The following is a 23,267-nucleotide window of genomic DNA, read 5'->3' as shown; positions in this document are numbered from 1 at the left end:
GATGATCGCCGATATCTGGTTCGATCCAGCCTGCCCGTACACCTGGATCACCTCGCGCTGGCTGCTGGAGGCCGCGCAGGTGAGGCCCATCGAGATCCGGTGGCACGTGCTCAGCCTCTCGGTGCTGAACGAGGGGCGCGACGACGATCCCGAGGGCGACCCCGAGGGTTTCCTGTGGTTGCCCGTCCGGGTCTGCGCCGCCATCGTGCGGCACCACGGACAGGAAGCGCTCGGGCGCTTCTACACCGAGTTCGGCCATGGCACCTCCGAGGAGGACTGGGAGGGTTTCGAGGCGCCGCTCTCCCGCGCCGGGCTCCCGGTCGAGCTGGCCGCGGCCGCCGAGACCGAGGAGTACGACGACGCCGTGCGCGCCTCCACCGCCGAGGGCATCGGGCGCATCGGCGACCACGTCGGCACGCCGATCATCGCGGTGGGCGACGTGGCGTTCTTCGGCCCGGTCATGTCGCAGATCCCGAAGGGCGAGGACGCCGGCCGGCTCTGGGACGGGACGCTGCTGGTCGCCTCGACGCCCGGCTTCCACGAGCTGAAGGGCCGGCCGCACGCGGACCCGCAGTTCGGCTGAGGCACAGGTCGGCCCGCCGAGGTCAGGGGCGGGCGCCCTAGCCGAGGAGGTGGGCGTTGGGGAGCCGGGCCAGGTCCGCCAGCCCCGGCAGTTCGACGACCTCGACGCCCGCCGCCCGCAGCAGCTCCACGCCCTTGCCCTCGACGAACAGGGACGGCTCGCGCCAGGCGAACACCACCCGCCCGATCCCGGCGCGCAGGATCAGCTCCGAGCACGTCAGCGGGCGCGACCGGCGTTCGCCGCAGGGTTCGAGCGAGCTGTAGATCGTCGCCCCGGCCAGGCCGGCGGACGTCCTGGCGAGCGCGGTCTCCTCCGCGTGCGCGTGCGGGTCGTCCTCCCGCGAGTGGCCGCGCGCGATCTCGCGGCCGTCGGCGCCGAGGATGACCGCGCCCACCGAGAACGCGGTCTCCGACGGCGGGCACAACGCGGCCAGGTCGCACGCGAGCCGCAACCATCCGAGGTCATCCACGGGCGGCGGCCCCGATCACGTAACGCAGCAGCGCCAGGTTGCCGATCCGGGTCAGCTCGGCCAGCCGCATCGGCCGTTCCGGATCCTGCGGGAACACGCCCGACCCGACGAACCGCGGCGCCGACGGGTCGCCGATGAGGAACGGCGCCACCACCAGCTGGACCTCGTCCACCAGGTCGAGCGCGAGGAACCGGGTGTGCATGCCGCCGCCGCCCTCCACCATGAGCCGCCGCACGCCGCGCGCGGCCAGGTCGCCCAGCATCACCGGGAAGTCGACCGGGTCGCCGGTGTCGATCACCTCGGCGATGCCGGTCAGCCGGGCGGCCAGCGGATGCGCGGCCGAGGACGCGCAGTAGACCAGCTTGGGCGAGTCGCCCGTGGTGAAGAATCTCGACTCCGGATCGAGGTCGCCGCTCTCGGTCACCGTGACCTTCGTCAGGTCGGCCGGCAGCCCCTTGGCGGTGCGCTGGTCCCGCCGGGTCGGCGACTTCAGCAGCAGCTTGGGGTCGTCGCGCCGCACGGTGCCGGCCCCGACCAGGATCGCGTCACAGGTCGCGCGCACGCCGTCCACCCGGTCGAAGTCGGCGGGGCTGGACAGCCGCAGCCGTTCCGGGCTCGCGTCGTCGATGTATCCGTCCACCGACATCGCGCAGCTCAGCAGCACATAAGGACGCTCACTCACGGCGCAACTCTAGGCGACCGGGACGGATGTCACGTCAAGCGACCGGAACGTCATTGTCAGCGTTCGCCCTGTTCCAGGGCGTGGTGCTCAAGGGCGTGGTGTTCCAGGGCGTCCTCCACTTCTGCGAGTTCCTTCTCCGGGTCGAAGAGCGACGTGAGCATGAAGCCGCCGTAACCCAGCCGGACGACCGAGTGCACCTCGACCGCGCGCCGGAGCCACTCCGCGGCCTCGTCCAGGCGTTCCTGCCCGCGCAGCGACCTGCCCAGCCAGTACGCCGCCTCGTGCAGCGGGTCCTCCTCGTCGCGCCCCTCCCAGGCGATCCGCAACAGCGGCTCCGCCTCGGCGAACGCGCCGCGCAGCACCATGCTCTTGCCGGCGCGCCAGCCCGCCCACGCCACGCCGCCCCGCGCGGCGACCGCCCACAGCCGCTCCGCCTCCTGCGGATCGCCGTACTCGTGGGACTTGTTCGCGCACCAGAACGCGGCCCCGCCATGCCCGAGCCGGGCGGCCCGGCGCAGCCACAGCTCGGTGCCGGCCGTCAGCTCGGCGCGCGCGTGGAGCAGGCCGGCACGCTCCACGACGGCCACGTCATCGGGGTCGGGTTCCGTCGCGGCGGAGCCTCGCGCCCACGCGGCCTCGGCGGCCGGCAGGAACCACCGGATCACATGCTCCGCGCGGACCGCGAGATCGTCGTCCAGGATCTCGCCGACCGCCAGGCTCGCCGCCGCGTCACCGCGCTCGGCCGCCGCGCGGTACCAGCGCAGGGCCGGGCCGGGCTCCCGGCGCGCGCGCAGCAGCCCGGCCAGCTCGATCCCCGCCGCCGTGTCGCCCGCCTCGGCCGCGCCGGTCAGCGCGGCCACGCGCTCGGCGTCCCGGTCGGTGCGAACGCCGGCCAGCTCCGCGCGATACTCCCCGACACGTTCCAGCCCGGCCTCGTGGTCGCGGGGCGAGTCCTCGCGCGTCTGCTCGCCGTACGCCGTGTACCACCGTGCGGCCTCGTCGAGGCGCCACATCCGCAGGCAGAGGACCGCGAGATCCCACAGGGCCCGTGCCTCGCCACGGTCGGCGGCCCGGCGGAGCAGGCGCTCGGCCCGCTCGCACTCGCCGCGTTCCCGCGCCATCAGGCCCAGCTGGTACGAGGCGTAGCCGGACTCGGGAAAACGTTCCGCGGCGGCCTCCAGCGCCCCGGCGGCCTCCTCCCAGCGGTCGAGCCGGCTGAGCAGGGCGGCCTTCCACACCAGAGGCTCGTCGTCGCCGGCGATCTCGGCGGCCTCGTCGAAGAGCCGGACCGCGTCGGCGACGTGGCCGTACGCGCGGAACTCCTCGTCCCGGTCCATCAGGTCGTCGACGGCATCGACGGCCTTGCGAGGGTCGCCGTCCCGCCCGGCCTCCGCGAGCCTCTCCGCGCGAACGGGGAAGACGCGGGCGAACGCGCGCATCCGGCCGAGGGCCTGGTCGGCGACGTCGTCGCCATCGTCCGCGGCGCTCTCCAGCCGTTCCTCCGCCTCCTCCAGGCCGCCCCGCGCGGCGAGCAGCAGCGCGCCGTTGGTCCTGCACGCCAGGTCGCCGAGCGCGGCGCCCTTCTCGTACCACCCGGCGGCACCCGCGGGGTCGCCCAGCCGCTCCAGCAGTGTGGCCAGGCCGAACGCGCAGCCGCCGTCCCGTTCCGCACCCGTCCGGTACCAGCGTTCGGCCTCGTCGTACCGGCCGCGGTCGCGCATCGCGATGCCGAGCGAGCGCGCGGCGAACGTGCTCCCGGCGGCGGCCGCGGCCGCCAGCCGGGGCAGGGCCGCGTCGAGGTCGTCGCGCATCGCCGCGCGCCACTCCGCCTCGCTCGGCTCGCCCGGGTCGCGTGCCGGAGGCGGCGGGGGCGGCGCGATCCGCGCAGGTTCGTTCAGGTCATCGGGAGCATCCATGGACATTCGCCCACGAATATCAGAGATCGTTTGGGACATGTCGGCGTTTCTGCGCCGGATGTGCCGGGGGTGCTGCCTATGGTGACCGGGACATGCGACTCCTCCACACGTCCGACTGGCATCTCGGCAGATCGTTCCATCGCGAGGACCTCCTGGGAGCACAGGCGGCCTTCGTGGACCATCTCGTCGACACCGTCCGGTCCGAGCGAGTGGACTGCGTCCTCATCTCCGGAGACGTCTACGACCGCGCGCTGCCCGCCGTCGACGCCGTCCGCCTCTGCAACGAGACCCTGGTGCGCCTCGCCGACCTGACCCGGGTGGTGCTCATCGCGGGCAACCACGACTCGGTGCAGCGCCTCGGCTTCGGCTCGGCGCTCATGGACGCCGCCGGCGTGCACGTCCGCACCGACCCCGGCACCGTCGGCGAGCCGGTCCTCATCGGGGACGCCGCCGTCTACGGCATCCCCTACCTGGAGCCCGAGCTCGTCCGCCACCCCTGGGAGCTCGACGAGCGCAGCCACTCGGCCGCGCTCACCGAGGCCATGCGCCGCGTCCGCGCCGACGCCGCCCGCCGCGGCGACCTCGCCCCGGTCGTCCTGTCGCACGCGTTCGTCACCGGGGGAGAGGCCAGCGACAGCGAGCGCGACATCTCCGTCGGCGGCGCGGCCAACGTGCCCGCCGCGGTCTTCGAGGGCGTCGGCTACGCCGCGCTCGGCCACCTGCACGGCAAGCAGGAGATGGCCCCCGGCGTCTGGTACTCGGGGTCGCCGCTGGCCTACTCGTTCTCCGAGGACAAGCAGCACAAGGGCTCGCTGCTGGTGGAGATCGCCTCGGGCGGCGAGCCGTCGGTCGAGTTCGTCGAGGCCCCGGTGCCGCGCCGCGTCGCCCGCCTGCGCGGCCGCATCGGCGACCTGCTCACCGATCCGTCGCTGGAGAAGTACGAGGACCGCTGGCTCCAGGTCACGCTCACCGACGCGCAGCGCCCGTCCGCCGCGATGGAACGGCTGCGCCGCCGCTTCCCGCACGCGCTCGTCCTGGGCTTCGACCCGGAGGGCCGGGAGTCCGAGGGCACCCGTTCCTGGTCCGAACGGGTCCGTGAACGGTCCGACCTCGACATCGCCGGGGACTTCGTCACCGAGGTCTCCCAGGCCCCCGCCTCGGCCGCCGAACGCGACCTCCTCCACGAGGCCTTCGAGAGCTGCCGCCAGAAGGAGGCGGCCACGTGAGCGACGCGAACCGGGCACCACAGCGGGGCATCTCACGCGTCGCCGAGCCGTCGGGGGAGGGCGCCGGGTGAGACTGCATCGGCTGGAGGTGACGGCGTTCGGGCCGTTCTCGGGGACGGAGGAGATCGACTTCGACGCGCTGTCGGACGCCGGGCTCTTCCTGATCCAGGGGCAGACCGGCGCGGGCAAGACCAGCGTGCTCGACGCGGTCTGCTTCGCGCTCTACGGCCAGGTGCCCGGCGTGCGCAACGCCGTCAAGGGGCTGCGCAGCGACCACGCCGCACCCGGGCAGGGCCCGCGCGTCGTCCTGGAGACCACGGTCCGGGGCCGCCGTTTCCGTATCACCCGGTCACCGGCCTGGGAGCGGCCCAAGAAGCGTGGCACCGGCACCACGACCGAGCACGCCGCCGTCCTCCTCGAAGAGCTGGAGCACGGCGAGTGGATCGGCCACACCAACCGGCTCGACGAGGCGGGCGACCTCATCGGCCGGCTGCTCGGCATGACCGCCGCGCAGTTCTGCCAGGTCGCGATGTTGCCGCAGGGCGAGTTCGCGAGCTTCCTGCGCGCGGGCGCCGACGAACGCCGCAAGGTGCTGGAACGGCTCTTCGCCGCTGAGGTGTTCACCCAGGTCGAGAAGTGGCTGGCCGACCGCCGCGCCGCGACCCGCCGCGAGGCGCTCGACCTGCGTTCGGCCGCCGAGTCGATCGCCGACCGCGTCGCCGAGGCCGCCGGCACCCAGCGTCCCGGCAGCTCCCTCGTGCCCGAGCCGCGCGCCGCCGAGCCCGCCGACGAGTCGCTCGACGACATCGAGATCCTCCCCGCCTGGGCGGCCGAGCTCGCCGCCCACCACGAGGCCGTCCTCCACACCGACACGACCCTGCTCGCTCAGGCCGACGACGCGCACGCCGCCGCCCGCACAGCCCTGGAGTCGGCCCGCGCGCTCGCCGACCGCCAGGCCCGCCACGCCGAGGCGCTGCGCCGCCAGGCCGCCCTGGCCGAACGCGCCGAAGAGCACTCCCGGCTCGCCTCCCGCCTCGACGCCGCCGCCCGCGCCGACCGGGTCGTCCCGCTGATCCGCCAGGTCCAGGAACGCGCCCACCACGCCAAGCTCACGCACCGCTCGGCCGGCGAGGCCCGTGCCGAGGTCGCCGCCCTGGTGACGCCCGGCGCCGCCGAGGACGTCCTCGCCAAGGCCGAACGTGAACGCCGCGACGACATCGCCGCCCTGGAGGGCAAGCGCGCCGTCGCCGCCCGCCTCCGCGACCTGACCGCCGAGCTCACCACGCTCGACGCCGACCGGGCCCGCCTCGAACCCCGCGAGGCCGCCCTCACCGACAAGCTCGCCGAGCTGCCCGGCCTGGTCCAGCGGCAGCGGGCGCAGCTCGACGAGGCGCGCGTCGCGCTCGCCGGGCGTTCCGGAGCCGAAGCCGCGCTGCACGAGGCCGCCCGCAGGCTCGACGCCGCGCAGCGCCGCGACCAGGTGCAGATCCGGCTCGCCGAGGCCGAGGAGGCCCAGCGCGAGGCGGTCGACACCGCCCAGCAGGCGCGCGAACGTTTCCAGGACCTGCGGCAGGCCCGCCTCGAAGGCATGGCCGCCACCCTCGCCGAGGACCTCGCGCCCGGCGAGGCCTGCCGCGTCTGCGGCTCCACCGAGCACCCCGCGCCCGCCGCCGCCCTCGGCCTCATCCCGGGCGAGGAGGACGAGGAACGTGCGCAGGCCGCCTACGAGCAGGCCCAGAGCCGCCGCGAGGACGCCGGCAACCGGGTCGAGTCGCTGCGCGCCGAACACGACGCCGTCCTGGAGATCGCGGGCGAGGCCGGCATCCCGTCGCTCACCGCCGACGTCACCTCCGCGCAGGAGGCGCTGGAGGCCCTCGACGCCCGCGCCGCCGACGTCGAACGTATGGAGGGGCTCCTCCACCAGGCCGAACAGGAGCTGGACGGTCTCCGCGACCGCCGCGACGAGGTCGCCACCGCCCTCACCGCCCAGCGCACCCGCACCGCCGAGCTGACCGCCGAACGTGACCGCGTCCAGGCCGAGCTCGACGAGTCCCGCGGCACCGACGCCACGTTCGAGGCCCGCATCGCGCGCCTCACCCGCGAGGCCGACGCCCTCGCCCGCGCCGTGCGCGCCCTTCAGGTCGCCGACCTCGCCGCCGAGGAGCTCGCCGCCGCCCGCGCCCGCGCGCGGCAGACCGCCGCCGACGAGGGCTTCGCGACGCCCGACGAGGTCACGGCCGCCGCGCTGGACGACGAGGGCCAGGCCGGGCTCCGCGACCGCATCCGCCGCTACGAGTCGGAGGAGTCGGCCGTCCGCGACCTGCTCCGCGACACCGCGCTCACCACCGCCGCCGCCGAACCGGCCCCCGACGTGCCGGCCCTCGAAGCGGCCCTCGCGCTCGCCGAGTCGACCCGTACCAGCGTCGCCTCCGCCGCCGACCGCGCCCGCGCGCGCACCACCCGCCTGGCCGAGCTGCGCACCGAGCTCCTCGCCCGCGTCCGCGCGTGGCGTCCCGCCGCCGAACGGCACGCCGTCGCGGCCCGCCTGGCGGGTCTCGCGTCCGGCCAGCACAGCGCCAACCGGCTCAGCATGCGCCTGTCGGCGTACGTGCTGGCGGCCCGTCTCGAACAGGTCGTGGCCGCCGCCAACGAACGTCTCGCCCGCATGTCCGCCGAGCGGTACGCCCTCCTGCACACCATCGACAAGGCCGCCGGCGACCGCCGCGGCGGAAGCGGCGGCCTCGGCCTCCGCGTCGTCGACGCCTGGACCGGCCAGGAACGCGACCCCGTCACCCTCTCCGGCGGCGAGTCGTTCATCACCTCGCTCGCCCTGGCGCTCGGCCTCGCCGACGTCGTCACCGCCGAGGCCGGCGGCACCGAGATCAACACCCTCTTCGTCGACGAGGGCTTCGGCACCCTCGACGAGGAGACGCTCGACGAGGTCATGGACGTCCTGGACGGCCTCCGCGACGGCGGCCGCGCCGTCGGCATCGTCAGCCACGTCGCCGAGCTCCGCACCCGCATCCCCGCCCAGCTCCGCATCACCAAGCGCCGCACCGGCTCCACCGCCGCCATCACCGTCTGACCGGCTCCCGCGGCACGACGGCGGGCTCGTCCCGGCCCGCCGTCCGCAGCGCCCACGCCAGGACCACCGTGATGCTCAGGTGCACGTACGCCGAGATGCTCTGCCACAGCGGATCCTGGTTGGCGATGTGCGTGATGGATGCACCGATCATGATGACGACCAGCAGCGCAGCACCCAGAAACCGCACGTGCCCGCGCGGAACGATCAGCAGCCCCGCCGCGACCAGCTCCCCGGCGCCCACCACGTACCGGAACCAGGACGGATACCCCCACTCCACGAACCGCACCGCGTAGTCCTGCCCGAACGGCCCCGTCCCCTCCCAGAACTTCGCCACCCCTCCGAACGCGTACTCCAGCGCCACGAACACGCACAGGCCGACCAGCAGCCGCCCCTTCGTCACCGAACTCATCACACGCCTCCGCCTTCGCCCTGGCCCGAGACCTCCCCAGGCCCGTGCCAGCACGCTAAGACGCCCCCACAGGCCGCGGCTTCTCCGTTCCTGACCGTCTGAGCTCCAGCGGCGACCGGGACCATCCGGCCGGCTCGTTCGTCCACGCCCCTGCGGGTTCCTGGCACGTCCCGCAGACGGGGAGGGAAGGATCGGGGAGGATGAAGTGGTCTTAACCGGGCTATTTGGAGGGTCGTCGTGGGTAACGCCGTTCCGCATGACAAGTCGGGGCAGTTCAAGCAGATCGAGGGTCAGCTGCTGCAGGGCGAGCAGATCCTCGCGGTGTACGACGCCGTGGGCACCGGGACGGGGTTCATCGGGCTCACCGACCGGCGCGTGATCATTCAGGACAAGTCGTTCGTGGGCAAGCGCATGGCGTTCACCAGCATCCCGTACTCGAAGATCAGCTCGGTGAGCGTGATCAGCAACAAGTCGCTCGCCGGGTCGTTCTTCTCCAGCGGCACCATCGCGATCCACGTGGGCACGCAGATCTACGAGATCGAGATGCGCGGCGAGGAGAAGACCCACCATGTCCACGACGTGATCGTGCACTATATTTCCCGCTGATGGGGAACCTGTACGAGTACTTCCGGGCCGCTGACGACGATGTCGCGGTGACCGCGTTCGAGCACGGCGCGGCGCACGCGGGGCTGGCTGGCCTGGGAGCGCTCAAGGGCGCGGAACCGACCACCTTCGCGATCCCGGTCGAGGCCCTCCTCACCGGCCTGTCCAAGGACGAGGTGTCGGCGGACCCGCGCTCGCTGGCGCTGATCAGCCCGGAGGAGCCGGAGGGCCCGTGGGTCGTGTCGCTCACCGATCGGCTGCGCGACGGCCTGGCCGAGGTGCCACAGGAGGGACTGCTGCCGCTCGCCGAGAGGTGGTGCGAGACCGAGCCTGATGACGCGGTCGGCATCGCACCGGAGTCGCTCGCCGATTTTCTGGGGAGGCTCGCGGCCCTCGCCGCCGACGCGCGGGAACGAGAGGAACGCCTCTACTGCTGGATGTGCCTCTAGGCGAGGACCGTCAGGCCAGGACCTTTCAGGTGCCGGACCCCCACCGCAGGAGCGCCTCCTGCGGGTTGCCCTGGGGAGGCAACCGCACCACGACGACCGGTACGGACGGCTGCGGCACCTCCATCGAGGTCCAGGACACCTGCACCGGCGGCGGCTTCCTGGGGGTCGGCTCCCAGGTCCACTCAGGTCGCAACACCTCTGACAGGGACCACTTCAGGTTCTGGGATCCCGGCTACCGGAGCGCCTTGGCCATCCCCGCGTCCCGGCAGACCACCTGCTGACGGCGGTCGCCGGGTCTGGCCCGGGCCTGCTGACGGCGTCTGACGGCGGTCAGGGTTTGCGGGCGACGCCTGCCATGAGCCAGCCGGACGGCCGGTCGTAGGGGCGGTCGGGACGCCAGTCGGGAGCCAGGACCAGACCCGGGTCGAGCAGGTCGAGGCCGGTGAAGAAGCCCTTGAAGCGCTCGCTCGAACGGAACGTGAGCGAGATGTTGTAGCGGTCCGTCAGCTCCTTGTGGATGGCGCGGTCGGCCTCGGACAGGTTGTCGCTGAGGAAGTCGCAGATGACCAGATGGCCGCCGGGGGCGAGCGCGTCGCGGAAGGCGGCGACGACGGCGTCGGGGTCGTCCTCGTCCGGGATCCAGTCGAGCATCGAGATCATCAGGATCCCGACCGGGCGGTCGAGGTCGATCAGGGCGGTCAGCTCGGGATGGGTGAGGATGGCCTCGGGCCGGCGGGCGTCGGCGGCGATGGCGGTGGCGTTCTCGACCGCGTGCAGGAGCGACTGGAAGTGGACGACGGCGACCGGGTCGTTGTCGACGTAGACGACGGTGGCGGACGGGTCGGCGGCGTGGGCGAGGTCGTGGACGTTGCCCTTGCCGGGCAGGCCGCAGCCGAGGTCGATGAACTGCCGGACGCCGGCGTCGAGGAGGTGGCGGACGGCGCGGCGCATGAACTTGCGGTTCTCGCGGGGCAGCAGATGCGCGACCTCGTACATGTCGAGCGCGTCCGACGCGGCGCTGCGGTCCGGGCCGTAGTTGTCCTTGCCGCCGAGGGAGTAGTCGTAGACGCGGGCACTGGCGGGGACGTCGAAGCCGAGTTTGTCGCGGTCGTTCATCGTGCATCCCTGAGGAGGGGGCGGGGTGGATCAACCTTAGTGGATCGAGGTTCGCCACCGTAACCACGGAAACACGGAACGTCCGCACCGGGGCGCGGACGTTCCGTTCCTGTGCTGTTTCCGCGTGTTCTCCGTGCGATCAGGCGCGATCAGGCACGGTCAGGCACGGTCAGGCACGGTCAGGCGCGGCCGGGGTGGACGTGCTGATGCTCGTCGGCGAGGGCCGACCAACTGGCAGATCGCCGACCGCCTCTTCCTGTCGCACCGCACCGTCGACACGCACGTCGCCAGCCTGCTCGCCAAGACGGGCACGGCGAGCAGGCTGGAACTCCGTGCTCAGAGCCTGCCGTAACTCAAGGTCGGCCGTAACTCAGGGCCTGCCGTGACTCTGAGCCGGCGCCGGCTCAGAGCTTGCCATAGCAGGGTGCGTCGAGCGTGTACGCCTGGGCGGTCGGGCCGGTGAACGCCTCCTTGATGACCTTGACGCCGGTCGGCGAGGCGTCGTCCGGCTGCGAGATCAGCGTGGTGCGCACCACGTCGGTGGGCGCGTTGCCGCTGTAGTTGCCGGCTCCGGCGGGCAGCATGCCCTCGTAGTCGACCTGGGTGAGCTGCTTGGCGGCCTTGAGCACGCCGTCACGGGTCATCTCCTTGTTGGCCGCGGCCTTCTGCAGGGCCGCCTTGAGCGGGTACGACCAGACCCAGCCGGAGGTGTAGCCGTCGTTCGGGTCGACCTGGCCGACCGCCTGCCGCATGGCCTGGTGGCCGGGGGAGTTGGTCTGGAACGGCGCCCACGGCCCCGACTGCAGGTACTGCGCCTTGATCGCGGGGGCGGCGGGGCTCTTCAGCAGGCCCTTGTTCCACGTCGGGCCGGTGCCGATGTACTTGCCCTTGAAGCCGCGCGCGGCGGCCTGCCCGATGACGGTCGCGGCGTCGGTCGGCCCGGTGGTGATGATGACCAGGTCGGGCTTCTCCTTGACGATGGCGTCCACCGCGCGGCCCTGGTTGTCCTGGCCCTGCGGGGTCTCCACCGCGCTGAACGTGAGCTTGCGGGCGGCGGCGCCCGCCTTGGCCCCGGCCGCGGCGTCGGCGCCGTAGTCGCCGGCGTAGTGCACCGCCATGACCTTCTTCGGCTTGAACGTGTCGGCGGCGTAGTCGACCGCGTTCAACGTCTCGACGCAGTAGTTGGCCCCGGACTCCAGGATCACGTCCTCGAAGTTCCACGCCGACGTCCACGAGGCCGGCGCCGCGACGATCTTGCTGGCCTTGAGGTCCTTGATGATGGCCGCGGTGGTGGGCGAGCCGAGCGTCTGGGCGAGCGCCAGCACCTTGCCCTTGATCTCCTGGTAGACCTGGTTGTGCGTCTCGGGGTTGTACTTGTTGTCGCGGACGTACTTGGTGACGTCGATGTCGTAGCCGCCGATGCCGCCCTGCTGGTTCACCCGCTTCCAGAACGCCTTCTGCGACTCGGTGATCGGCACCGCGAGCGTCTTGAACGGGCCGACCGTGAGGTCGGAGATGATGCCCAGATAGATGCAGCCGTTGTCCTTGTTGACCGCGTTGGGGCAGGGGTCCTTGGTGACGCCGGGCGCGCCGCTGTCCTCCTCACCCCGGAAGACTCCGCATCCGCTCACGACGAGCATGCTCGCGGCCAGCACGGCTCCGATCCTGGTTCTCCTCATGAGGGCTCCTAATAGCTGAAGGGCCAGGCCTTCCAGTAGTTGCGGATCCGGGTCCAGACGCCGAACAGGCCACGGGGTTCGAGGATGAGGAAGGCGATGATGAGCAGCCCGTACAAGACGGTCTCCACCTGGAAGACGTTCGGGGTGTCCTTGGACTCGGAGCTGATGAACGGGAGCACGCCGGGCAGTTCACGGGTGATGCGCGGCAGGAGCGTGATGAACATCGCGCCCATGATCGCGCCGCTCACCGTGGCCACCCCGCCGATCAGGATCATGGCGATGAACTGGATCGACAGCAGCAGGTTGAACGAACCGGGGTCGAAGAAACCGGTGACGGTGTACAACAGCGCGCCCGCGATGCCCGCGTAGAACGAGGAGATCGCGAACGCGAGCAGCTTGGTGCGGCGCAGGTCGACGCCGATGATCGCGGCGGCGATGTCGCGGTCGCGCACGGCGGCGAACGCGCGGCCGACGCGCGAGCGGGTGAGGTTGCGGGCGAGCACCGCGAACAGCACCAGCAGCACGAGCATGAGCAGGTAGAGCTTCTGCTCCTTGCTGTAGGCGCCCGCCTCGTCCAGCCGCACGCCGAACAGCTCGACGGTGGCGGACGGGCGTCCCACGCCGGGGCCGCCGGTCAGGCTGTCCCACTCCTTGAAGATGTGCTCGCCGAGGAACACCAGCCCCAGCGTCACGACCGCGAGGTAGAGCCCGCGCAGCCGGGTGGCCAGCGGCGCCACGATGACGCCCGCGAGGGCGGCGGCCAGGCCCGCCGCCGGCAGCCACACCAGGATCGAGGTGACGCCGAAGCCGATCACCTTGCCGTCCGGGTCGCCGGAGATCGCCGCGGCCGTGTAGGCCCCGATGGCCAGGAAGAACGCGTGCCCGAGCGAGATCTGGCCCGCGTACCCGGTGACGATGTTGAGCCCGATCGCGCCGATGGACGCCACCAGCCCGACCGCGAGCAGCTGGAGGATGTCGTCGGTCAGCATGAACGGCGCGAGCAGCGCGACCACCAGCAGCGCGATCAGCCAGCGCCGCTTGGCGGGCGTGTCGAGCAGCGCCATGTCCTGCTTGTAGGAGGTGTAGAGCAGCGGGCGCCCGCGCGGCCGGCGCGTCCCGCGACGTTCGAGCAGCGTGTTCATACGCGCTCCACCTCCGGCGTCCCGAAGAGCCCGTACGGTCTGATCAGCAGGACGAGCAACATCAGCACGTACGGCGACACGACCGCGAAGTTCTGCCCGAGCCAGGGCGCGATGTCGGCCTGGTAGGTGCCGACCAGCGACTCCACCAGCCCGACCGAGAGCCCGCCGAGGACCGCGCCGCCGAGCGAGTCGAGCCCGCCGAGGATGATCGCGGGAAGCGCCTTCAACGCGATGATCCACAGGTTCTGGTCGACGCTGGCGCCGCTGCCGACCAGCACGCCCGCGATCGCGGCGAGCCCGCCGGCCATCGCCCACGAGGTCGCGAACACCGCGCCGACCGGCACGCCCTGCGCGAGCGAGGTCTCCTGGTCGAACGCGGCGGCGCGCATCGCCAGCCCGAAGCGGGTGTAGCGGAAGAACGCGAACAGCGCGGCGACCATGATCGCCGTGGTGGCCAGCATGGCGAGGTAACGCTGCTGCACCGGGACGCCGAGCAGGTCGACCGTGCGCAGCCCCCACGGGTCGCCGACCTGCCGGACGTCGAGCCCGATGAAGCCGTTGACGATCACGCGGATGACGATGTCGAGGCCGAGCGTGATGATGGCGACGACGAAGACCGGCTTGCCGACCATGGGCCGGACGGCGACCCGTTCGACGCTCAGCGCGAGCAGCGCCACCGCGACCGCCGACAGGGCCAGCGCCAGGAAGAAGTTGACCTCGCCCGCCAGGTAGGTGACCAGGACCGCGCCGGACAGCATGAACGCGGGCTGGGCGAAGCTGATGACCCGGGTGGACTTGTAGATGATCACGAAGCCGAGCGCGAGCAGCGCGTAGATCGATCCGTTGCCGAGCCCGCGCGCCACGCTCTGCCAGAACTCCGTCATCGGCTCCCTCCGCTCGGCGGCATCTGCTCAGGTGTCACCGGGGGCTCCGTCCGTAGAGGTCGTCGATGAGGTCCCCGAAGATGCGCTCGACGGCGGTGCGCTTGACCTTCTGCGTGGCGGTCAGCTCGCCGTCCTCGTGGTCCAGCTCCTTGGGCAGCAGCCGGAAGTCCTTGAGCTGCTCGGCCCGGGCCAGGTCGGCGTTGACGGCGTCGACGACGCCCTGCACCAGCGCGCGCACCTCGTCGCGTTCGGACAGGTCGCGGTAGGTGGTGTAGGCGAGGCGGCGGCGCGTCGCCCATTCGCCGACGGTGTCGAGCTCGATGCCGATGAGCGCGGTGAGGTAGGCGCGGCGGTCGCCGATCACGATGGCCTCGCGGATGTACGGGGAGACCTTCAGCTCGTTCTCGATCAGCGGCGCGGCGACGTTCTTGCCGCCGGCGGTGATGATGATCTCCTTCATCCGGCCGGTGATGCGCAGGTGCTCGCCGTCCCACTCGCCGACGTCGCCGGTGTGCAGCCAGCCGTCCGGCTCGACCACCCGCCCGGTGGCCCGCTCGTCGCGCCAGTAGCCGGCGAACGTGCCGGGATGGCGGGTGAGGATCTCGCCGGTGTCGTCGTCCACCCGGACCTCGCAGCCGGGCTGCGCCTCGCCGACGGTGCCGAGCTTGACCCGGCCCGGCCGGTTGGCGGTGGCGACCGCGGTGTTCTCGGTCATCCCGTACACCTCGTGCATGGGGACGCCGATGCCCATGAAGAACTTGAGCACCTCGGGCGCGATCGGCGCCGCGCCGGACGCCGCGTACCGCACCCGCCGCATCCCGATGCGCTCGCGCAGCGCGCGGAAGCAGAACACCCAGCCGATCCCGTACAGCAGCCGGGTGGCGAACGAGTGGCGGCCGCCGCGGCGTACGAGGGTGTCGCCGAGGCGGTCGGCCAGCCGCAACCACAGCCGGGTCGTCCAGCGTTTGACCGGGCTGGCCGAGCCGAGCCGGATCTCCACGCCCGCCAGCACCTTCTCCCAGATGCGCGGCACCCCGAACAGGATCGTCGGCTGCACCTCGCGCAGGTTGGCCGGCACGGTCTCGATCGACTCGGCGAAGTTGACCTGGACGCCGGTGGCGGCGTTGAACCACACCGTGAAGATGCGTTCGGCGACGTGGCACAGCGGCAGGTACGACAGGATCAGGTCGCGGTGGGTCGGCGGCGGGTCGGTGAAGCCGCCGCCCTCCACGAGGGTCTGGACGGCGAACTCCACGTTCGCGACGGTCAGCATCGCGCCCTTGGGCGGTCCGGTGGTGCCGGAGGTGTAGACCAGCACCATCACGTCGGCGGGCCGCGCCGCCGCCATGCGCTCGCCGACCGCGTCCGGGTGTTCGGCCCGGTGCCGTGCGCCCAGCTCGCACAGCTCGTCCCACGACATCAGCCGCGGGTCGTCGTAGTGGCCCTTGATGCCGCGCGGCTCGATGTAGACGATGCGTTCGAGGTCGGGCAGCTCGCCGGTCGCCCCGCCCGTCGCCCCGCCGGTCGTCCTGCCGGTCGCCCTGCCGGTCGCCCTGCCGGTCGCTGCGCCAGTGGCCCCGCCGGTCGCTTCGAGGGCCTTGTCGACCTGCTCCTGGTCCTCGGCGATGAGGATCTTGGAGCCCGAGTGGCGCAGCAGGTAGCCGACCTCGGACGCCGGGTTGGTGGGGTAGAGGCCCATGGTGGTGCCGCGGACGGCGACCGTGGCCAGGTCGGCGTACAGCCACTCCGGCCGGTTCTCGGCGTGCACCGCCACCCGGTCGCCCGGCTCGACGCCGAGCGCGAGCAGCGCGTGCGCGACGGTGAGGACGGTGTCCCAGTACGCCTGCCAGGTGATCTCCTGCCAGATCCCGAAGTCCTTCTCGCGCATCGCGACCCGTTCCGGGTGCGCCAGCGCGCGATCGCGGATCCGGGTCGCGATCGTCGTGGTGGTGATCGCCGATGTGGTCGCCAGCTCGGTCATGACACCTCCTCGGCCCGGTCGCCCGGCGGCTCGGAGTTCGCCTCGCGCGCGGGCGTCCCGAGGTACGCCCTGATCACTTCGGGGTCGTCGCGGATCTCGGTGGGGGTGCCGAGCGCGATCCGCACCCCGAAGTCGACGACGAGCACCCGGTCGGCCAGGTCCATGACCAGGCCCATGTCGTGCTCGACGAGGATCATCGGCACGCGCAGCTCCTCGCGGATGTCGAGGATGTAGCGGGCCATGTCCTCGGTCTCCTCGAGGTTCATGCCGGCCACGGGTTCGTCGAGCAGCAGCAGCTTGGGCTCCTGCGCCAGCGCCCGGCCCAGCTCGACCCGCTTCTGCACCCCGTACGGCAGCAGCCCGACGGGGTGCCGCCGCCACTGCTCCAGCTCCAGGAAGTCGATGATGTCCTCGACCGCGGCCCGCGCCGCCAGCTCGGCCCGGCGCGCCCGCCCGAGCCAGGCCATGCCGGCCAGCGCGCCGTAGCGCAGCTGCAGGTGGCGGCCGAGCATCAGGTTGTCCAGGACGGTGAGGTTGGCGAACAGCTCGACGTTCTGGAACGTCCGCGCGATGCCGAGCCCGGCGATCTCGTGCGGCCGCCGGTCGAGCAGGTCGGTGCCGTCGAACGTGACCTTGCCGTGCTGCGGCCGGTAGACGCCGGAGATGACGTTGAAGATGGACGTCTTGCCGGCGCCGTTGGGCCCGATGACGGCGAAGAGCTCGTCCGGCTCGACGCTGAACGAGACGCCGTCGATCGCCGTCACGCCCGCGAACGAGAGCTTGACGTCGTCCATTTCGAGGATCACGACAACCACCGCTTCCGCCGCCGGTAGTGCTTGACGTCGCGGAACGAACGGGCCGCGCCCTCGGCGCCCAGGCCGAGGTAGAACTCGCGGATGTCGTCGTCCTGGAGCAGCTCCCGCGCCGGCCGGTCCATGACGATCTTGCCGGTCTCCATGACGTAGCCGTGGCTCGCGATCGCCAGCGCCATGGTCGCGTTCTGCTCGACCAGCAGGACGGTGGTGCCCTGCCGGTTGATCTCGACGATGATGTCGCGGATCTGCTCCACCAGCCGCGGCGCCAGGCCCAGGCTCGGCTCGTCCAGCAGCAGCAGCCGCGGCTCGGACATCAGGGCGCGCCCGACCGCGAGCATCTGCTGCTCGCCGCCCGACAGGTAACCCGCGGTCTTGGACCGCCGCTCCTTGATCAGCGGGAACAGCGCGTACACCCGCTCCAGGTTCCCGCCGAGCTGGCCCGGGCTGGTGTGCGCGCCCAGGCGCAGGTTCTCCTCGACCGTCAGCTCGGCGAAGATCCGCCGGCCCTCCATGACCTGCCGCACGCCCGAACGCACCACGCGGGTCGGCGACAGTTCGTGGATCGGCTTGCCGTCCAGCGTGACCGCGCCCTTGGTGACCTCGCCGTCGTGGACGTCGAGCAGCCCGGAGACCGCCCGCAGCAGCGTGGTCTTGCCCGCTCCGTTCGCGCCCAGCAGCGCGACGATCTCGCCCTCGGGGACCTCGAGGCTGACGCCCCGCAGGACCAGGATCACATCGTGGTAAACGACCTCGAGATTACGAACACTCAGCATGAGCGCCGCCCGGTGGTTGGAGTCCAGTCCGGATGCAGAGAGTGTGACGTGCATCTCATCGTGAGACAAGAGCGGCGTTTGTCCCGCCCGTTGCTCTTTGGTAACGCCGCCCGGAGCCGCCAAGCTGGAGCCATGCTCGACGTACTCCGCCCATATCCGCCCCAGGGCCCATGCTGAACCCCACGCCCATGCTGAACCCGAAGAGGCTCGTCCTCCTGCGCGACCTGGCCGACTACGGGACGGTCACCGCGGTCGCCGACATCCACCAGGTCACGCCGTCCGCCGTCTCGCAGCAGCTGCGCGCGCTGGAGACCGAGACCGGCGCGGTCCTGCTGCACCGGGAGGGCCGCACCGTCCGCCTCACCGCGGTCGGCGCGGCGCTGGCCCGGCAGAGCGAGCACGTGCTCGCCGAGCTGGAACGTGCCCAGAGCATCGTGCGCTCGCTCGGCGACCAGGTCGTCGGCGAGCTGCGCACGGGATGTTTCCCGAGCGCGCTCGCCCCGGTCGCCGCCCCGTTCGTTCGCGCCCTGGCCGAACGCCACCCGGCGCTGCGCCCGCGCGTCACGCAGGCCGAACCCGAGGAGGCCGTGCCGATGCTCAAGCGCCGCGACCTCGACATCGCGCTGCACTACCGCTACCTGCACCTCGGCACGCCCGCCCCGGAAGGCCTCACCGCGCGGCGCCTCCTGGACGACCCGCTGGTCCTGGCGATCCCCGAACGGCTCCGTCCCCTGGTCGAACGCGAGGGCCTGGCCGCGCTCCGCGGGGAGAAGTGGATCACCACCGCGCCGGCGAGCAGCTGCCGGGACGTCACCCTGCACGCCTGTCACAGCGCCGGCTTCACACCGGTGATCGAGCACGAGTACGACGACCTGGCCGCGGCCCTCGCCCTGGTCGCGCTCGACCTCGGCGTGACGATCCTGCCCGGCCTGCTCTGCGGGAACGTCCCGCCCGGCGTCGCGACGACGCCCCTCCCGGGCAAGGGGCGCACGATCGAGGTCCTCATCCGGGCCGGCTCGGACGACCACCCCGCCGTGGCCGCCGCCCTGTCCACCCTGACAGCCGTCACCACGGACCTGGAAGCCGCCCTCACCCTCGGATGATCACGACCCCCGGCGATCACCGGTCGGGGGCCAACGGGTGGGCACGGCCTCGGGAGCTCGATGATGGTGCCGAGATTGTCGGTCACGAACGCGATGCGCCGCTCGATCTGATCGATCAGCATTTGGCCCGCCGATCAGGCCCATGCCGAGGCCGCGCAGCCGGGAGATCATCGTGTCGAGGGGGCGTCGACGGCGAGGAAGAAATGGTGCAGGCGCGAGGGGCCATGCTCTTCAGCACGTCACCGGTCGGCTCCTGACGGTCCGAGGCACCGGCCAGGAGCTCGATCCTGACGTCGCCGCAGGCGAGGAAGACGAACGTCGTGCCGTGCGAGTCGAACCGCCGCTCGACGTCGAAGCCGAACACGCCGGAGTACCACTCGATGGTGGCGTCCAGATCCTCGGAGGTGACGCTGAGGCCGACATGGTCGTGAGAGAAGGAAGGTTCATGTGATCGACATTCGCCGACGCCCGGACCCTGGACCCGAGACGGGCCGACCGTAGGAACCACCGGTACCACCTTCGACCGGCCCTCATCAGCGAGAATGGGGCCGTCTGGCCACGGACGAGGCGACGCTGGGCGCGACACTGCGCGCCTGGCGCCACCGCGTCTCCCCAGCGGCGGCGGGGGTGCCGACCGGACGCGCACGCCGTGCGAAGGGTTGCGCCGAGAGGAGCTCGCCGAGCTCGCCGGGATCTCCGTCGACCACGTCGTCCGCCTGGAACAGGGCCGCGCCACGACTCCCTCCGCCCAGGTGGTCGCCGCCCTCGCCCGCGCCCTCCAGCTCACCGACCCCGAACGGGACCACCTCTCCCGGATGGCCGGTCTCGTCCCGCCGTCCTCCCGAAAGATCTCCGACCACATCCCGCCCGGTCTCCGGCGCCTGCTCGACCGGCTGGGTGACACCCCTGCCGCGGTCTCGCCGCGGACTGGCAGCTGATCTGGTGGAACCGCGGCTGGGCGGCGCCCCTGGGCGACCCGTCGCCGTCGCCGTCGCCGAGGCCGACGCCGAGGCCGCCACGCCTGCGCAACTTCGCCCGCGGCACCTTCCCGATCGACGGAGAGGATCCATACCTGTCGCAGTGGCCCGTCACCACCCCCGACCAGGCCACGGTCGAGTCCGCCATCCTGTCCGACCTGCGCCGCGCCACCGGACGTTTCCCCGACAGCGATCGCCTGTGGAGCTTGATCCACGAGCTCAGCACGGGCAACCAACGTTTCGCCGCTCTATGGGCAGGCGGCACGGTCGGGCGCCCACCGCGAGAACCGCAAGATCGTCCAACATCCCGAGGTCGGCTCCATCCCGGTCGACTGCGACATCCTGACCGACGGCGATGCCGAACGAAAGATCGTCATGCTGACGGCGGCACCGGGCGGCGAAGACGAGACCAGGCTTCGCCTGGCCGCCTTGGTCTAAAGAAGGCGGCGGGGCCGGGAATGCGCGCTGGCCTTCGGGCCTGGCGTTCCCTCTGGCCAGACCTGATGGCCAGACTTGATGGCCAGACCTGAGGCGCTTCGCGCCCGGCGGCATTGGTCACCCCTTTGGCTATTGCGTGGGCGCCCGGGTGCGGGTGGATGCGGTCTGCTGCTCAAGCTTCGCAGCGACAAGGAAGTGGGTGGGGTGTTGGGGTCTTGGAGCTTCACTGCGGATCAACGCTTCTCCGGTTAGATCATTAGCCCCTTCGGGGTCGGCGGCCTCGGTCACCCCTTTGGCCAACGCCTATCTCCCGAGTGCGGGGTGGATGCGGACTGCTGCTCAAACGCGGCATCGACAAGAAAGTAGGCGGCCGGTCATGGTCTTCTGCCATTGTGCGGGTGCTGCTGGTGGTTGATGTTCGAGCTTTAGGGCCGCGCAAAGCGCGGGTTTCCGGTGCGACCTCAGGCGGCAGCACACCCTTCGCCTCATCGCATCCTTGGGTTTCTGGGACCCCGGCTGACGTGACAGCAACCCTCGGAAGGGCGGAGGCTTGTGCGCGGTGGGTCAGTTCGGCTCCGCTCAGCCATCCACCAGCAGCAACCCGCCTAGACTCCGACCCACCCGTGCCGGGCCACGCACCCACCGGGGGACGAAAGATCCACCCTCCCACCGGCCAGGGAATTGTTGGCCACCTGCGGCCATCCGAAATGTCCGTAATCAGATAATTGCAATCCGTGACCGTCGATATAATCAAGACATGCATTCGATCGTCGCGGATCTAGAGACCGCTTCCACCGCGGAATTGGTGGAAGCGGTAGCCGCGATCGCCACCCAACTCGCCCACCGCCCCGCACCCGACTCCGGCGCCGCTTGCATGGAGCTGGCCGAGGAGTTGGCGTGCGCGTTCGACCAAGGCGAATCCGCATTGGCCGCGATGATCGCAGTAGTGGACCGCACCGGCGAAATGAAAAACTGGGGGCTGCCGTCCACCCAGGCGTGGCTGCGGTGCCGTCTGGGGATGCGTGAAGGCCGCGCCAAGGAACGCATCACCCTGGCCCGCCAGTTGCCGCGTCTGGAGCGGGTGGGCAAGGACCTGGGCAGCGGTGACCTGTCGCTCGGCTACGCGGCTACGGTCGCCGACGCCGTGCAGCGGTTGAACGATGAGGACTGCGCGGCGGCCGAGGACATCCTGTTGAACGCCGCCAACGACGGGCTGTCGGCAGGCAAGGTCGCCCGGTTGGGCCGCAAAATCCATGACCTGGTCTCTGAGGCCGACGGCACCGAGAAGGCGCCTGAGGACGTCAAGCGCGGTTATGAGCGGTCGTGGTTGACGTTGAGCCGGTCGCTGGATGGTGGGTCGTATGTGAACGGGTGGCTGAACCCCGAAGACGCCGCGATCCTGGACGGCACCCTCGGCCCGCTGACCAAACCAGCCGGGACCGACGACCGGCGAGACCTGAGCGAACGCACCGCAGCCGCCCTCACCACCGTGCTGTCACACGGCCACAACGACACCCGCGTCACCGTCATCGCCAACCTCGAAACCCTCATGGGCGAAGACACGCCCGGCTGGCTACGCGACGGCACCCCCATCCCCGCCGAGCAGGTACGGCGGCTGGCGCTCACCGCCGGAATCTCACCCCTCATCCTGGGCCCCGGCAACGTGCCCCTCTACCTCGGCCACACCACCCGCATCGCCAGCCCAGGCCAACGCCGCGTCCTGGAAACCCAATACGACACCTGCGCCGTACGCGGCTGTGAGGTGCCGGGCTTCCTGTGCGAAGTCGACCATGTTGACGGATGGGCGCTGGGAAACAGCCCCACCGACATCAACAAGCTCGCGCTGTGCTGCGGCTGGCACAACCGGTGGAAACACACCCACCCCGACCAGATCAACATCAGCAAGAACCAAGCCGGACAGTACGTCTACCAGACACTGCCACCCGACGGGATCACACGATCCAGACGCGGCAGATGGCCCACCGGACGAACACCCGACCCAGGTGGCGACAACCCGTGGAACGACCACCACCTCGCAGCCTGAACACCCCACAACCAACCTTTGGGCCCGGCGGACATCACACCACCGGGCCTACAGGCACGCCCACAACCAGCCCAGCCCTCCTACGATCCCGGCGCTCAGATCACAGCGGTGATGGTGGCACCCGCCGCAGATGGGCCATCACACCCACGCGCACCCAGAGCAATACAGCAGCCGTCGGGTCTGAACACCGGCCTGTCGACGCACTCATCGTCGGCCACTTCAACCCACAGTCGACCACCCCAGCTCCGCACCCCACCACCCACTGCCTCCGCTGGTCGCCGCCAACTCATGCCCCCCGCATCGGACCAGTCCCAGCCGGGGGGCACACCAGTCAGGAGGACAGCTGCCGCTCAACCCCACCCCGAGCAGACCTCGATCCTGACCACCACCCGCAGCCGCGCCCACGCCCGCAGTCGTGCTCATGCCCGCTGTCGTGCTCATGCCCGCTGTCGTGCTCATGCCCGCTGTCGTGCTCATGCCCGCTGTCGTGCTCATGCCCGCAGTCGTGCCTACGCCAGTAGTCGTGCCTACGCCAGTAGTCGCGTTCACGCCCGTCGCGTTCACGCCCGCAGCCGCGCCCACACCCGCCGCGGCTTATGCCCGCCGTGTTCACGCGCGCAGCCGCGTGCAAGCCCGCAGCCGCGCTTACGCCCGTAGTCGCGTTCACCTCCGCCATGCTCACGTCCGCCGTGGCTCACGTCCGCCGTGGCTCACGTCCGCAGCCGCGTGCAGGCCCGCGCCCACACCCGCAGCCGCGCTTAGGCCCGTAGTCGCGTTCACGCCCACCGCGCTCATGCCCACCGCGCTCATGCCCACCGCGCTCATGCCCACCGCGCTCATGCCCACCGCGCTCATGCCCACCGCGCTCATGCCCACCGCGCTCATGCCCACCT

General features: G+C 71.5%; 23 protein-coding genes and 1 pseudogene. 11 read left to right on the top strand and 13 right to left on the bottom strand.

The window, feature by feature from the left end; genetic code table 11:
* Position 1: 1 nt before the first annotated feature.
* Positions 2 to 583: a DsbA family protein gene (locus ABZ810_RS17250; protein WP_358403940.1), complete on the top strand. Its 582-nt coding sequence runs from the start codon at positions 2 to 4 to the stop codon at positions 581 to 583.
* A 37-nt stretch (positions 584 to 620) separates the two neighbouring features.
* Here the strand turns inward: ABZ810_RS17250 and ABZ810_RS17245 are convergent, their stop codons facing one another.
* Genes ABZ810_RS17245 through ABZ810_RS17235 form a run of 3 tightly spaced genes read right to left on the bottom strand, consistent with a single transcriptional unit; the run spans position 621 to position 3,650 of the window.
* A complete protein-coding gene (locus tag ABZ810_RS17245) occupies positions 621 to 1,052 on the bottom strand; it encodes a deaminase (RefSeq protein ID WP_358403939.1) in 432 nt (143 codons plus the stop codon).
* The gene (locus ABZ810_RS17240) at positions 1,045 to 1,734 is read right to left on the bottom strand and encodes a dihydrofolate reductase family protein (RefSeq protein ID WP_358403937.1); all 690 of its coding nucleotides are present in this window, start codon (positions 1,732 to 1,734) and stop codon (positions 1,045 to 1,047) included. Before ABZ810_RS17240 ends, ABZ810_RS17245 begins: the two co-directional genes overlap by 8 nt.
* A 56-nt stretch (positions 1,735 to 1,790) precedes the next feature.
* Positions 1,791 to 3,650, bottom strand: a complete 1,860-nt coding sequence (locus ABZ810_RS17235) for a tetratricopeptide repeat protein (protein ID WP_358403935.1) — start codon at positions 3,648 to 3,650, stop codon at positions 1,791 to 1,793.
* A 92-nt stretch (positions 3,651 to 3,742) separates the two neighbouring features.
* On the opposite strand from ABZ810_RS17235, the gene ABZ810_RS17230 reads away from it, so the two are divergent.
* Positions 3,743 to 4,876 (top strand): exonuclease SbcCD subunit D, encoded by a 1,134-nt coding sequence (locus tag ABZ810_RS17230; protein WP_358403934.1) that lies wholly within the window; start codon positions 3,743 to 3,745, stop codon positions 4,874 to 4,876.
* A gap of 67 nt (positions 4,877 to 4,943) precedes the next feature.
* The gene (locus ABZ810_RS17225) at positions 4,944 to 7,961 is read left to right on the top strand and encodes an SMC family ATPase (RefSeq protein ID WP_358403933.1); all 3,018 of its coding nucleotides are present in this window, start codon (positions 4,944 to 4,946) and stop codon (positions 7,959 to 7,961) included.
* On the opposite strand, the gene ABZ810_RS17220 is transcribed toward ABZ810_RS17225, so the two are convergent.
* On the bottom strand, positions 7,951 to 8,370 hold the full coding sequence (locus ABZ810_RS17220; RefSeq protein ID WP_358403932.1) for a DoxX family protein: 420 nt from the start codon (positions 8,368 to 8,370) through the stop codon (positions 7,951 to 7,953). The two genes, ABZ810_RS17225 and ABZ810_RS17220, sit on opposite strands and share 11 nt — an antisense overlap.
* A 237-nt stretch (positions 8,371 to 8,607) precedes the next feature.
* Between ABZ810_RS17220 and ABZ810_RS17215 the strand changes: the two genes are divergently transcribed.
* Entirely contained in the window at positions 8,608 to 8,976 is a 369-nt protein-coding gene (locus tag ABZ810_RS17215) for a PH domain-containing protein (protein ID WP_358403931.1), read from the top strand.
* Entirely contained in the window at positions 8,976 to 9,422 is a 447-nt protein-coding gene (locus ABZ810_RS17210; protein ID WP_358403929.1) for a hypothetical protein, read from the top strand. The genes ABZ810_RS17215 and ABZ810_RS17210 overlap by 1 nt, the downstream gene beginning before the upstream one ends.
* A 25-nt stretch (positions 9,423 to 9,447) precedes the next feature.
* Here the strand turns inward: ABZ810_RS17210 and ABZ810_RS17205 are convergent, their stop codons facing one another.
* Both ABZ810_RS17205 and ABZ810_RS17200 read right to left on the bottom strand, forming a co-directional pair.
* Positions 9,448 to 9,618 (bottom strand): hypothetical protein, encoded by a 171-nt coding sequence (locus tag ABZ810_RS17205; RefSeq protein ID WP_358403928.1) that lies wholly within the window; start codon positions 9,616 to 9,618, stop codon positions 9,448 to 9,450.
* A 134-nt stretch (positions 9,619 to 9,752) separates the two neighbouring features.
* Entirely contained in the window at positions 9,753 to 10,538 is a 786-nt protein-coding gene (locus ABZ810_RS17200) for an SAM-dependent methyltransferase (RefSeq protein ID WP_358403926.1), read from the bottom strand.
* A gap of 124 nt (positions 10,539 to 10,662) precedes the next feature.
* Between ABZ810_RS17200 and ABZ810_RS17195 the strand changes: the two genes are divergently transcribed.
* On the top strand, positions 10,663 to 10,890 hold the full coding sequence (locus ABZ810_RS17195; RefSeq protein WP_358403925.1) for a helix-turn-helix transcriptional regulator: 228 nt from the start codon (positions 10,663 to 10,665) through the stop codon (positions 10,888 to 10,890).
* A 52-nt stretch (positions 10,891 to 10,942) separates the two neighbouring features.
* Here ABZ810_RS17195 and ABZ810_RS17190 read toward each other — a convergent pair whose 3' ends face one another.
* Genes ABZ810_RS17190 through ABZ810_RS17165 form a run of 6 tightly spaced genes read right to left on the bottom strand, consistent with a single transcriptional unit; the run spans position 10,943 to position 17,812 of the window.
* Positions 10,943 to 12,217: an ABC transporter substrate-binding protein gene (locus ABZ810_RS17190; protein WP_358403923.1), complete on the bottom strand. Its 1,275-nt coding sequence runs from the start codon at positions 12,215 to 12,217 to the stop codon at positions 10,943 to 10,945.
* A gap of 8 nt (positions 12,218 to 12,225) precedes the next feature.
* Positions 12,226 to 13,359, bottom strand: a complete 1,134-nt coding sequence (locus ABZ810_RS17185; RefSeq protein ID WP_358403921.1) for a branched-chain amino acid ABC transporter permease — start codon at positions 13,357 to 13,359, stop codon at positions 12,226 to 12,228.
* Positions 13,356 to 14,243: a branched-chain amino acid ABC transporter permease gene (locus tag ABZ810_RS17180; RefSeq protein WP_358403920.1), complete on the bottom strand. Its 888-nt coding sequence runs from the start codon at positions 14,241 to 14,243 to the stop codon at positions 13,356 to 13,358. The genes ABZ810_RS17185 and ABZ810_RS17180 overlap by 4 nt, the downstream gene beginning before the upstream one ends.
* Positions 14,244 to 14,277: 34 nt before the next feature.
* The gene (locus ABZ810_RS17175; protein ID WP_358403919.1) at positions 14,278 to 16,224 is read right to left on the bottom strand and encodes an AMP-binding protein; all 1,947 of its coding nucleotides are present in this window, start codon (positions 16,222 to 16,224) and stop codon (positions 14,278 to 14,280) included.
* A complete protein-coding gene (locus tag ABZ810_RS17170; protein ID WP_358403918.1) occupies positions 16,221 to 17,030 on the bottom strand; it encodes an ABC transporter ATP-binding protein in 810 nt (269 codons plus the stop codon). Before ABZ810_RS17170 ends, ABZ810_RS17175 begins: the two co-directional genes overlap by 4 nt.
* Entirely contained in the window at positions 17,027 to 17,812 is a 786-nt protein-coding gene (locus ABZ810_RS17165) for an ABC transporter ATP-binding protein (RefSeq protein ID WP_358403916.1), read from the bottom strand. The genes ABZ810_RS17170 and ABZ810_RS17165 overlap by 4 nt, the downstream gene beginning before the upstream one ends.
* Before the next feature lie 188 nt (positions 17,813 to 18,000).
* On the opposite strand from ABZ810_RS17165, the gene ABZ810_RS17160 reads away from it, so the two are divergent.
* Entirely contained in the window at positions 18,001 to 18,915 is a 915-nt protein-coding gene (locus tag ABZ810_RS17160) for a LysR family transcriptional regulator (protein WP_358403914.1), read from the top strand.
* Between the two features lie 115 nt (positions 18,916 to 19,030).
* Here the strand turns inward: ABZ810_RS17160 and ABZ810_RS17155 are convergent, their stop codons facing one another.
* Positions 19,031 to 19,423: a VOC family protein gene (locus ABZ810_RS17155; protein WP_358404395.1), complete on the bottom strand. Its 393-nt coding sequence runs from the start codon at positions 19,421 to 19,423 to the stop codon at positions 19,031 to 19,033.
* A 151-nt stretch (positions 19,424 to 19,574) separates the two neighbouring features.
* On the opposite strand from ABZ810_RS17155, the gene ABZ810_RS17150 reads away from it, so the two are divergent.
* The 4 genes and pseudogenes from ABZ810_RS17150 to ABZ810_RS17135 all read left to right on the top strand — a co-directional run bounded on the left by ABZ810_RS17150 (position 19,575) and on the right by ABZ810_RS17135 (position 22,374).
* A complete protein-coding gene (locus ABZ810_RS17150) occupies positions 19,575 to 19,853 on the top strand; it encodes a helix-turn-helix transcriptional regulator (protein WP_358403913.1) in 279 nt (92 codons plus the stop codon).
* Positions 19,850 to 20,122: pseudogene (locus ABZ810_RS17145) on the top strand (hypothetical protein); the annotation flags it as partial. The gene ABZ810_RS17150 and the pseudogene ABZ810_RS17145, both read left to right, overlap by 4 nt.
* A gap of 64 nt (positions 20,123 to 20,186) precedes the next feature.
* Positions 20,187 to 20,330, top strand: coding sequence for a hypothetical protein (locus tag ABZ810_RS17140; RefSeq protein ID WP_358404393.1), 144 nt, complete (start codon positions 20,187 to 20,189; stop codon positions 20,328 to 20,330).
* 757 nt (positions 20,331 to 21,087) lie between these two features.
* A complete protein-coding gene (locus tag ABZ810_RS17135; RefSeq protein WP_358403911.1) occupies positions 21,088 to 22,374 on the top strand; it encodes a DUF222 domain-containing protein in 1,287 nt (428 codons plus the stop codon).
* The last annotated feature ends 893 nt before the right edge of the window (positions 22,375 to 23,267 follow it).

Source organism: Spirillospora sp. NPDC047279, from assembly GCF_040643285.1.
Taxonomy (GTDB): domain Bacteria; phylum Actinomycetota; class Actinomycetes; order Streptosporangiales; family Streptosporangiaceae; genus Spirillospora.
Note: the sequence above shows the minus strand (reverse complement) of the source record. Positions and strands in the feature narration are given on the sequence as shown.